8 protein-coding genes are annotated in these 11,624 nt (G+C 48.7%); all 8 read left to right on the plus strand.

The window, feature by feature from the left end; genetic code table 11:
• Nucleotides 1-634: 634 nt before the first annotated feature.
• The 8 genes from asnB to fcl all read left to right on the plus strand — a co-directional run bounded on the left by asnB (nucleotide 635) and on the right by fcl (nucleotide 11,590).
• On the plus strand, nucleotides 635-2,509 hold the full coding sequence (asnB, locus tag ABW391_RS25755) for an asparagine synthase (glutamine-hydrolyzing) (protein ID WP_353484782.1): 1,875 nt from the start codon (nucleotides 635-637) through the stop codon (nucleotides 2,507-2,509).
• Nucleotides 2,510-2,785: 276 nt separating this feature from the next.
• Complete coding sequence (locus tag ABW391_RS25760) at nucleotides 2,786-3,841, plus strand: glycosyltransferase family 4 protein (RefSeq protein WP_353484783.1); 1,056 nt, start codon at nucleotides 2,786-2,788, stop codon at nucleotides 3,839-3,841.
• Between the two features lie 10 nt (nucleotides 3,842-3,851).
• Nucleotides 3,852-5,165 (plus strand): DUF8712 domain-containing protein, encoded by a 1,314-nt coding sequence (locus ABW391_RS25765; RefSeq protein ID WP_353484784.1) that lies wholly within the window; start codon nucleotides 3,852-3,854, stop codon nucleotides 5,163-5,165.
• A 368-nt stretch (nucleotides 5,166-5,533) separates the two neighbouring features.
• The gene (locus ABW391_RS25770) at nucleotides 5,534-7,267 is read left to right on the plus strand and encodes a carbamoyltransferase family protein (protein ID WP_353484785.1); all 1,734 of its coding nucleotides are present in this window, start codon (nucleotides 5,534-5,536) and stop codon (nucleotides 7,265-7,267) included.
• 188 nt (nucleotides 7,268-7,455) lie between these two features.
• Nucleotides 7,456-8,289 carry a glycosyltransferase family 2 protein gene (locus ABW391_RS25775; RefSeq protein WP_353484786.1) on the plus strand — a complete coding sequence of 278 codons (834 nt, stop codon included), beginning with the start codon at nucleotides 7,456-7,458 and terminating at the stop codon, nucleotides 8,287-8,289.
• A gap of 304 nt (nucleotides 8,290-8,593) precedes the next feature.
• Complete coding sequence (locus tag ABW391_RS25780) at nucleotides 8,594-9,391, plus strand: glycosyltransferase family 2 protein (protein WP_353484787.1); 798 nt, start codon at nucleotides 8,594-8,596, stop codon at nucleotides 9,389-9,391.
• Between the two features lie 145 nt (nucleotides 9,392-9,536).
• Nucleotides 9,537-10,652: a GDP-mannose 4,6-dehydratase gene (gene gmd / locus ABW391_RS25785; RefSeq protein ID WP_353484788.1), complete on the plus strand. Its 1,116-nt coding sequence runs from the start codon at nucleotides 9,537-9,539 to the stop codon at nucleotides 10,650-10,652.
• A 5-nt stretch (nucleotides 10,653-10,657) separates the two neighbouring features.
• Nucleotides 10,658-11,590 (plus strand): GDP-L-fucose synthase, encoded by a 933-nt coding sequence (gene fcl, locus ABW391_RS25790; RefSeq protein WP_353484789.1) that lies wholly within the window; start codon nucleotides 10,658-10,660, stop codon nucleotides 11,588-11,590.
• Nucleotides 11,591-11,624: the final 34 nt, after the last annotated feature.

Genomic DNA, 11,624 nt, shown 5'->3' on the forward strand with positions numbered 1-11,624 from the left:
AGAGCCAATCGACTCTGCCCGGAAGGGGAGCACATATTCGGTAAGTGAAAGCCCTCCCTTTTCTCAAAGAAAGGTAAAAATTTGCCTAACGTAAGCTGGTCTCCCCTTCAGGGGCTGGGGGTTGGTAAGTATAAGTAAAACAATGCATTGCAACAACAATTTTAATGGGTTTGCCCAGGGGTTGGGGCTTGCTAACAACCAGCACAACCTTGCCAGCAATGTACATTTGTGCCCGTATTGTAGATGTCTGGGGAAGTAAGTAGCCATTGAAGTTTTGCGTGCTAAAAAAAAAAAAAAACATGGAGGGGTTCCCATACGGCAACACCCCCCCACAACACTTTGAAACACTAGATCTTTATTCACTTGGGGTTTATTCTTAATGTGCAAATAGCATGCCAAACTCTGCCATGCGTTTTTTTGTACGTTTTAAGGCCGTTTCCACAATCAACCCAGGCTTTCTTCAGTTGATTTGTAATGAGGTACAAAAAATACTTATTGTGCTTACAGGCCATCTGTTTTTTCGTTACCTTGCTCCTTGTTTAATTACCTGATGCAAAAGCGGAAAAACACGCCAATTTTATTTAAACTTGTTGGATTAAAATAATCCAGAATATATCATAAAAACCCGAACCACATGTGTGGCATTAATGGACTATTCACCCCCCCTGGACACGCTCAGACTGCCCAAAGTGCTCGGACTGTTGCAGCGATGAACGAGGCCCTGGCCCACCGTGGCCCTGACGATGAGGGCACCTGGGGCGAAGGTCTGATCACTCTGGGGCATCGGCGCCTATCGATCATTGATTTATCCAGCGCAGGCCACCAGCCCATGATTTCTGCTGACAATCGTTACGTATTGACGTTCAATGGGGAGATATACAATTTTCTCGACCTTAGGGCTGAACTGAGCGATTACCCTTTCCAGTCTAATACCGATAGTGAAGTCATTCTGGCTGCATATGCGCGCTGGGGGGTAAGGTGTTTGAGCCGCCTGGTGGGCATGTTTGCCTTTGCCATTTGGGATCGGGAAGCGGAAACGCTTTTCATTGCCCGCGACCGACTGGGCATCAAACCAGTGTATTATTGCCAAAAAAACGGAATACTGGCTTTTTCTTCCGAAATGCGGGGCATTCTGGCCAGCGGGCTTTGTTCGCGGCAGTTGAACACCGATTCGCTGGTGGATTTCCTCCGCTACCAAACCGTACATGCGCCGCACACCATGCTGGAAGGCGTATATATGCTGCCTCCGGGATCATACATCTGGCAAACGGAAACGGGCATGAGCATCGAAGCTTATTGGCAATTGGTGCCGCATCACCTGCCCAGCCCAGGTGAAGGGGGCTGGCCTGAACGGGTACGCCAGGCTCTGGAAAAAGCAGTAGAGCGCCGCCTGGTGGCCGACGTGCCTTTTGGTGCTTTTCTATCCGGCGGCCTGGATTCGAGTGCGGTAGTGGCCATGATGGACAAAGCTTCGAGCCATGAGGTGCGCACGTTCAACATCAGTTTTCACGAAAAAGAATACGATGAGGGGCCTTTCGCCCGCCAAATGGCCCAATACTGTGGTTCGCGGCACGAAGAAATCAAGCTGCGGGCCGATGATTTTCTGGCGCTCCTGCCCGAGGCACTCCAGGCCATGGATCACCCCAGTGGCGATGGACCCAATACGTATGTGGTCTCCAAAGCTACCCACAAAGCGGGCATCACCATGGCGCTTTCGGGACTTGGCGGCGATGAGCTATTTGCAGGCTATTCGGTGTTCCAGCAATTGCACAGCCTGGAACAGCGCCGTTGGCTCAATCTGGCTCCAGCGGGCTTGCGCCGTTGGGGTGCCAATCGCTACCAATCGATGCGGCCCAACATTGCGGGGCAAAAAACTGCCGAGGTGCTGCGCCTTCCCCAGATCAATGCCTTGTCGGCCTATCCCTTGTACCGTCAGGTCTTGCTGGATGAGCAAATTCGGGCCTTGAGCACCCTGAAAGAATTGCCCGGCAATCGGGTAGAAGCTTTGGTGCTCCGCCTGATGCAAACCGCAGCATTTCAAAAACTGCCCCTGATCAGTCAAATCTCGGTATTGGAAATCCAGACCTACCTCCAAAATGTACTGCTCCGCGATACCGACCAAATGAGTATGGCCCATGCACTGGAGGTACGCGTGCCGTTTATGGATCACGACCTGGTTGAATTGGTACTGGGCATTCCCGACGAATACAAGCTGGGGCAACCCAGCAAGCGCCTCCTCGTAGAAGCCATGGGCAACCTGGTGCCCACGAGCATCACCCAGCGCACCAAAATGGGCTTTACACTGCCTTTTGCCAAATGGATGCGCAACGAATTGAAATCATATACCCAGGATCGGATCATGTACCTCGCCAATTACCCTTTCTTTCAGGAGCGAGCACTCCAACAGCTTTGGACAGGATTTTTGGCCAACGATGGCAGTGTATCCTGGTCGCGGGTTTGGATCCTGGCGGTGCTGGGGCAATGGCTGCAGCAGAACCAGATCCGTTAAACTTCGTAAATCTGTTGTTTGAATCAATAAATGCGTTTCTCGACGAAAAATATTCCTGGCTACTTGCGGTTATTGTAAAAAAGGATATATATTTAAGGGCAAATCTTTTGTCAAATAAACTATAGTTTGCAATTTCTTGTTTGTAAACTTTGGTAAAAGCCATTAATAAAACGGTGGATGCAGTCTTTGTGACCCCATAACGATCATACTCACTTTACGATCCCTCACCCCAATGGGAGTGCAAGGGGATGAGTATGTACAAAGTTCCTTTCACACATGCACTGTAAGATGAATTATCCTGATGTACTTTTAATTTTTCGCAAATCACACCCCAACGGAAATTTCAGCATCGAAGCATCATTTGCCGCTATGCTGGCCGAATTTTCCAGGGTAAGTGGTTATACTCCCGCCATTTTGGAGGCGCCTCACCGCAGCAAGGGCTTGTGGCCCCGTATTCAAACGGCTTTGGACGTGCGGCAGCACCGCCGCCACATCAACCACATTACCGGGGATGTACATTTTGTCACCCTGGCTTTGCCCAAAAAAGGCACCATCCTCACGGTTCACGATTGTGGGTTTATGAACCATCCCAAACCATTGATGCGTTGGTTATTGTGGTTTTTTTGGCTCAAATTGCCGATGTACCGTTCCGCGGTAGTTACGGCTGTATCGGAGGCCACCAAACAGGATTTGATCCGTTATACCGGGTGTTCACCCGCTAAGATCCGGGTGATTCCCACGGTGATCAAAACCCATTTTAAGGTAGATCCCCGGCCATTTTCGACAGTCGGTGTACGCATCCTGCACATCGGAACGGCACCCAACAAAAACCTGCTGCGCCACATCGAAGCCCTGGAAGGCATCAATTGTATGCTGCACATCATTGGCAAACTTTCGGAAGAAGTGCTTGCAAAACTGGCCAAACACCGCATCTCTTACATCAACGAGTGGAACTTGAGCGATGACGAAGTGCAAGCGGCTTACCACGAATGCGATATGCTGCTTTTTGCATCTACCCTGGAGGGTTTTGGCATGCCTATTCTGGAGGCACAAACCGTAGGCCGTCCGGTGGTAACCTCCAACATCTCGTCAATGCCCGAGGTAGCCGGTAATGCAGCCTGTCTGGTAGATCCCTACTCAGTGGAGTCGATTCGGGCAGGGGTACTGCGGGTGATCGAGGATGCCGAGTACCGGACAAACCTGATCAGCGCAGGCTTCGAAAATACCCAACGGTTTAAAGCCGAAACGGTGGCCAGGGCTTACGCTGAATTGTACGCAGAGTTGACCGACCATGCCTGGGCGATGGCTCCGCAGTTGGCGAAAAACGCCTGACCATGATGATATGTTTTTATTGCTGATAGTATTTTTGCTGCTATTGAGCGGAATGATCTGGCGAGGGCTGCACTACAGCCGCCAACGCCTGGTGTTGTTTGAATTGTATTGCAGCATTGCCATTTTGGTATTGGGGGTAGCCCCCGCAGGCCAGTATTGCTTGGAGCAACTGATTCCGGCTGCACTGGTCTTGAACCCCATGCCCATTTCGGCGGGACATTATTTTGGGTATGCCCTGCCTTTGCTTGCCGTCATCTGCCTGGCAGCCCTGGGTTGGCGGCATTCGCAATCAACAACTGATGCAAGCCTCTTGGAGCAGGTAGTGGCTCAACTCAAAGCACAACCTTATTTGCCTTTTTTACTGCTTGGACTGGGTATCCTGGCACAACTCACCATGCCCTGGTTGCCGCCAGCATTGCGCCAGGTCGGGCATTTTGGGAGCATGCTGTTCTATGTTGGGTCGGTACACCTGTTGTTTTGGCCGGGATCATGGGGCATCAAAGCGGGGGTTTTTGTAGGACTGGCCGCTTACCTGGTTTACCTTACCCTGAGCAGCACTTTTTTTGGCGACCTGCTTTTCTGGCCATTGTGGCTGGTTTTGTACGGCCAATTGTACTACCGCTGGTCGCTGCGCACGCTCTTGTTAGCCGCAATGGTAGCCCTGGTGCCAGTGTTGTTTTTATTGTCTTTCAAATACACCTATCGGGCCCAAGTATGGGATGGCAAAAAACATTCCTTTGTACACAAACTGGATGCTTTCCAAAAAGCCGCCCAATCCCAAACGCAAGAAACATTGCTATCGCCAAGTTGGCAAAAAGTCCTGATTCGCCTCAACCAGGGAGACCACCTGGCTCAGGTATACGCCTGGGTGCCGCGGCATGAGCCATATGCACGCGGAGAAACCCTGCTGGCCGCAATAGCTGCTTCAGCCGTTCCCCGTTTGTTTTGGCCAGACAAGCCAGGTGCGGGAGGGGAGGCAATCTGGTACCGCTTTACGGGCAACAAGCTCCTGGTTTCGTCGATGAACATTGGCATTGGAGGCGAAGCTTACGCCAACTTTGGCCCCTGGCTGGCTTTGCTGGTGGTATTCGGCTACGTGAGCGGCCTGCGCTGGATCTACTTGGGCATGCGGCAGTTGGCACTACAATGGTATCCTGCCCTCTGGCTTTGGATGCCGTTGATTTTTGCCGGACTGATCGATCAGGAAAACGATTTTATTACCCAACTCAACTACGGAGTAAAAGGAATTGCTTTCACCTTGGCAATGTGTTGGACATTGCATAAATTGTGCAGATATTTATGGCAAAGTAGTGGGCAAAAATAAGTGTTTCATTTTTTCGGAGTAAAACATGAGTCATCCCGAATTTTTGAAAAGCCAAAATCGGGCGAAAATCTAATCGCGGAGCGATTGAATTTTGAATAGCCCCGGTCGTCCGGGGAAATAGTAAGGTCAAATTGCTTGCAACCACGGCAGTGGTTGAACTCAATTGAGCAAAAAATTCAACCGCATCCGCGGTTGCAAAACCTTTTGCTACCGAAATGACCCCGGACGACCGGGGCTATTCAATATTCAACCGCTTTCGCGGTTCGTTCTCCCAAAATTCGGGATGACTCATGTTTGACAAAATGAAACACTTATTTTTTATCGCCCGAAAGAACACGTAATACTTAATCCACTTACCCAAACGAAAGATGTACACACTCGGACTAAACGCTTACCACGGCGATTCTTCAGCCTGCATTTACCACTTCAACGAATTGATTGTTGCAACGGAAGAAGAGCGCATTCGCCGCATCAAGCATTGGGCAGGATTGCCCACTGAGGCCGTAAAATTCTGTCTGGACGAAGCGGGAATTACCCTGGCGGATATCGATGTGATTGCCATCTCACGCGATCCCAGAGCCAAACTGCTGGCCAAAGCCTGGTATGCCCTGCGCAAAGGCGTAAAATGGAGCAGCATCCTGGATCGAGCTAAAAATTCGCTCAATGTTGGCGCATTCAAAGCAGATTTGGCTCAGGCTTTTGGGTATGCCGAATCTGACCTGAAAGCCCGGATTGTGTACGCCGAGCACCACCGCAGCCACATGGCATCGGCTTATTTTGTGGCCCCATTTGAAGAATCCGCCATTTTGAGCATCGATGGCATGGGCGATTTTTCTTCTACCATGCGGGGCCGTTCGCGCAACGGCAAAATTGAAATCATCGACAGCGTTTCATACCCCCATTCATTGGGCATTTTTTATACCGCCTTTACCCAATTGTTGGGTTTTCCACATTATGGAGATGAGTACAAGGTAATGGGATTGGCTCCTTATGGCCAACCAACCGAACTGGACAAAGTAGCCGAAGTGATCATCCTCAAACCCAATGGCCTGTTTGAACTCAATCCGCGCTTTTTCCGCCATTTCAAAGAAGGAGTCAACATGGATTGGCAAGGTGGCTCGCCACATGTAGATGTGTTGTACACTCCCGCCATGGCGGAATTGTTTGGTGCGCCTCGGGGAAAAGACGAGCCAATGAGTGATTATCACCGCAACCTGGCTACTTCCGTACAGCGCATGGCCGAAAAGGTGATTTTTCATTTGGCCGAAGGTTTGTACCAAAAAACGGGTTTGAAAAACCTGTGCCTGGCAGGCGGGGTAGCCCAAAATTCGGTGGCCAATGGCAAACTCATCGCCAATACCTCTTTTGAAAAATTATTTGTTCCGCCAGCTGGCCATGATGCGGGTACTTCAATCGGAGCAGCATTGTACGCTCTGCACCAGGTAGGGGATCAGCCCAGGGCGCCTTTTCGGCATCAGGCTTATACCGGTATCCGGTTTAGCAATGAGGAAGTGGAGGCCTACCTGCAATCCAGAGGCATTGAATACCAGCGGTACAGCGATGATGAATTGTTTGCGGTAGTGGTAGATGCGCTGATGCAAGGAGGCGTGATTGGTTGGTTTCAGGGGCGCGCCGAGTTTGGCCCGCGTGCGTTGGGCAACCGCTCGATCATCGTAGATCCCAGCAGACTTGATGCCAAAGACCTGCTCAATTCCAAGATCAAACGCCGGGAAAGTTTCCGTCCTTTTGCCCCTTCCATTTTGAAAGAGGCGGTGGCCGACTATTTTGAGCAAACAGATGATGTGCCTTTTATGGAAAAAGTTTTTTTAATTCGCCCCGAAAAACGCGCCGAAATTCCAGCGGTAACCCATGTGGATGGTACTGGCCGACTACAAACAGTAGATGCGCAAGACAATCCGCGCTACCACCGACTCATCAAGGAGTTTGGAGAAAAATCTGGCGTTCCGATTTTATTGAATACGTCATTTAATGAAAACGAACCTATTGTGAATACTCCCGAACATGCCCTGGAATGCTTCTTGCGTACGCAGATGGATATGCTCGTTATTGAGAATATTGTTATACGCCGAAAAAACGAATAGACCTAAAAAATATTTAAAATCAAACGTAAAAACCCTGCATTAATAAAACCAAGAAAATTAACTTTGTTATTACATAATCTTTAGGAGACCCGTGCGTTATTTCCTTGTCTAGCCGAAAATCAGTCTAAATTCCCAAATTTTAAGGGGTTTTTCCGCCCCTTTTTGATCCCAAGAACAAAAACCGAAGAATGAAAGTATCGATTGTTACTCCTGCGTTCAACAGCGCAAAGACGATTCGTCATACTATTGAAAGTGTGGCCCGGCAAACTTACCTTAACGTTGAATTCATTATTGTAGATGGCGGCTCAAGTGATGGAACGCCTGCGATTGTAGATCAATACGCAGACGTAGTTGATTTGTTCATTTCCGAACCCGATCGGGGTGTGTACGATGCCATGAATAAGGGTATCCGGAAGGCTACTGGCGATGTGATTGCCATTCTCAATTCTGATGATTTTTACACCCATTCACAAGTATTGGAGCAAATTGTAGATTGCTTCCGTCAATCGGGCGCAGATTCTGTTTATGGCGATTTGCAATACGTGGATCCTGAAAAGCCGCACCACGTCATTCGCCATTGGGAGTCCGGTGATTACGTCCAGCGCAGCTTTTTGGCGGGTTGGATGCCTCCACATCCTGCTTTTTTTGTCAAAAGAGCAGTGTACCAACGCTACGGCTTGTTCAATTTATCGCTGAAAAGTTCGGCAGATTATGAGTTGATGCTGCGTTTTTTGTACAAACATCAGGTGAGTACGTCTTATCTCCCGGATGTATTGGTGCGCATGCGCACCGGGGGACTTAGCAATGCCAGTTGGGGCAACCGCCTGCGTGCAAACCGGGAAGACAAGCTGGCCTGGCAAATTAATGGGTTAAAACCTTATTTTTATACAACAATATTAAAACCTTTGCGTAAATTGCGTCAGTTCTATTATCGACCGCATCAGCGTTTTACAGTTTCTACCAATAAGCTTCCAAAAACTTACGTGCTCGATCAGCCAATTAGTGCCTCCGTACACAAATAAACAAGTGTACCTGCTAGGATTGGACAGCATACAGCATTTGTTTTTGCAGCCAAATACAAACAAGTATTTGTTTTCATTCTCGTATATTCTATTTTCAGTCATATCACTTAAATTCGGGTAGAATCAAGCTTCGGCTTGATGCTGCGCATCCGTTATTTCCTAAGTAACGGCTAAATAACAATTTCATCTTTTGGGCTGCCAAAATTGCTGAACTTGTTTTTTAACCGTTGCTAAATAGCCATATTGATAAATCATACCACTAATTAATTGTCCGATAATTATTGCACTGTAAACAAATATTCTCATGAAAGTTTCAATTGTTACACCCTCGTTTAATAGTGCGCACACGATTCAGCATACCATTGATAGTGTAGCGCACCAAAGTTATCCCCACATCGAATACATTGTCATCGACGGAGGATCAACCGATGGTACCGTAGATATTTTGCGCGCCTACGACCACTTAATCAGTTATTGGATTTCAGCGCCAGACAAGGGCATCTACGACGCCATGAACAAAGGCATTAGCAAAGCTACCGGAGACATTATTGCCATCATCAATTCAGACGATTTTTATGTACACGCTGAAGTGATCAAACGGGTTGTTCAACAGTTCAAACGCACCAAAGTGGATTCCGTTTACGGGGATCTGCAATACGTCGCGCCAGAAGATACGAGTCGCGTCATCCGGCATTGGGCCTCAGGAAAATTCAAACGGGAAAACTTCTTGTACGGATGGATGCCTCCTCACCCGGCTTTTTTTGTCAAAAGAAAAGTGTACGAATCTTTCGGCCTTTTTGATACCCGCCTGAAAACTTCCGCAGATTACGAATTGATGTTGCGTTTCTTGTACAAGAACAACATTTCCAGCCATTATCTTGATGAGTTATTGGTACGCATGCGTGCAGGTGGAGCAAGCAATCAATCCTGGTACAACCGGATAAAAGCCAATCTGGAAGACCGTCGTGCCTGGGAAATAAATAATTTGCAGCCTTATTTTTTTACCGCATTGCTGAAACCCGCACGTAAAATCAACCAATATTTTGCTCGGTATAAAGTAGAAGTGGAGCCTTGGCAAACCAAACGATTGGAAAAAGCGTAAAAATTGCACTGGAATCCACTAGGAAAAATACTATTTTTGCATTGCTTTTATTCTGAGACTGCTAATGAATGGCTTACGCTTGTTTGTTAGCAGTCTTGTTGTTTTAGCTCAATTTTATCACTGAATTGAAAAAACAATATCCCAAATGAAAAAACGTGCATTGCTGACAGGTGTAACCGGGCAAGATGGGGCCTATTTATCCGAAATCCTCCTCGCCAAAGGGTATGAGGTGCATGGCATCAAACGGCGTTCTTCCTTATTCAATACCGCCCGGATTGATCATTTGTATCAGGATCCACATGAAGAAGATCAACGGTTTGTGTTGCATTATGGCGACTTGACGGACAGTACCAGCATCATTCGGTTGTTGCAGGAAATACAGCCAGATGAGATCTACAACCTCGGTGCTCAGTCACACGTACAGGTCAGTTTTGAAGCCCCCGAATACACCGCCAACTCCGACGCCATGGGGCCATTGCGGATTCTGGAAGCCATCCGTTTGTTGGGGCTCAAGGACAAAACCCGTTTTTACCAGGCCTCAACTTCGGAATTGTACGGTAAAGTACAGGCCATACCCCAAACCGAAACCACGCCATTTTACCCGCGCTCACCCTATGCCGTGGCCAAGCTATACGGTTACTGGATCACGGTAAACTACCGCGAGTCATACGGTATTTATGCCTGCAACGGCATCCTTTTCAACCACGAATCACCCCTGCGCGGCGAAACCTTCGTAACCCGCAAAATTACCCGCGCGGTAGCAAAAATAGGTTTGGGCTTGCAGGACAAACTCTGGCTGGGCAACCTGAACTCGCTGCGCGACTGGGGCCATGCCAAAGATTACTGCGAAGCGATGTGGCTGATGTTGCAGCAGCCTACTCCCGATGATTACGTTGTAGCTACTGGCGTAACCACCAGCGTACGGGACTTTGTGCGGCTGGCTTTCGCTGAAATCGGCGTTGAACTCGAATTTAAAGGAGAAGGCGTTGCCGAAACCGCAGTAGTGGTGGCCTGCAACAACCCGCAATTCCTGGTGCCAATTGGCAATGAAGTGGTAGCGATAGATCCACGTTATTTCCGCCCTGCTGAAGTAGATTTGTTGGTGGGCGATCCGCAAAAAGCCAAAGAAAAACTGGGCTGGACACCTACCTACGACCTCGCTGCGCTGGTGCAGGAGATGGTGCAAGCCGATTTGCTGCTGTTTCAGCGCGATGCCGTGTTGCTCAACAGCGGATTTGAAGTAAAACGTGAATTTGAGTAATTGCCATGGAAACCAACGCTAAAATTTTTGTTGCTGGCCATCGCGGGATGGTGGGGTCAGCCATCATACGCAAACTCAACCAGGAAGGCTACCGCAATTTGTTGTTGCGTACCTCCCGCGAACTGGATTTGCGCAATACCCAGGAAGTAGAGCTGTTTTTTCAGCGCGAACAACCCGAGTATGTATTTCTGGCTGCCGCCAAAGTAGGCGGCATCATGGCCAACAATACTTACCGCGCCGAGTTTTTGTACGAAAACCTGATGATTCAGAACAACGTGATTCACAGTGCCTGGAAAAACGGGGTAAAAAAGCTTCAGTTTCTGGGGTCTTCGTGCATTTATCCCAAAATGGCGCCTCAGCCCCTCAAGGAAGAATACCTCCTTACGGGAGTCCTGGAACCAACCAACGAACCTTACGCCATTGCAAAAATTGCCGGCATCAAAATGTGTGATGCCTACCGCGATCAATATGGGTGCAACTTCATTTCGGTGATGCCCACCAATTTGTACGGTCCGAACGACAATTATAACCTCGAAAAATCCCACGTTTTGCCCGCGCTGATCCGCAAGTTTCACGAGGCCAAACGCGATGGGTTGCCCGAGGTAAAACTCTGGGGTTCGGGCACTCCCCTGCGCGAATTCCTGCACGTAGATGACCTGGCCGACGCTTGCTATTATTTGATGCAAACTTACAATGAGCCTGGCCTTGTCAACGTTGGGGTAGGCGCCGATCTGAGCATCAAGGAGCTGGCCTTGCTGGTGCGCAGCGTTGTGGGATATTCTGGAGAAATTGTACACGATTTGACAAAACCGGATGGTACACCCCGCAAGCTCATGGACGTGAGCAAATTGCATGCTACGGGATGGAAAGCAAGAATAGGTCTGGAAGAGGGAATCCGGAAAGTATATGCTGCGTTGGAAACAGAAAAATGGTATTGATGCAGAATTCATCATCCATCATCCATCAATCTTA

The sequence above is a fragment of the Haliscomenobacter sp. genome (assembly GCF_040403615.1).
Taxonomy (GTDB): Bacteria; Bacteroidota; Bacteroidia; order Chitinophagales; family Saprospiraceae; genus Haliscomenobacter.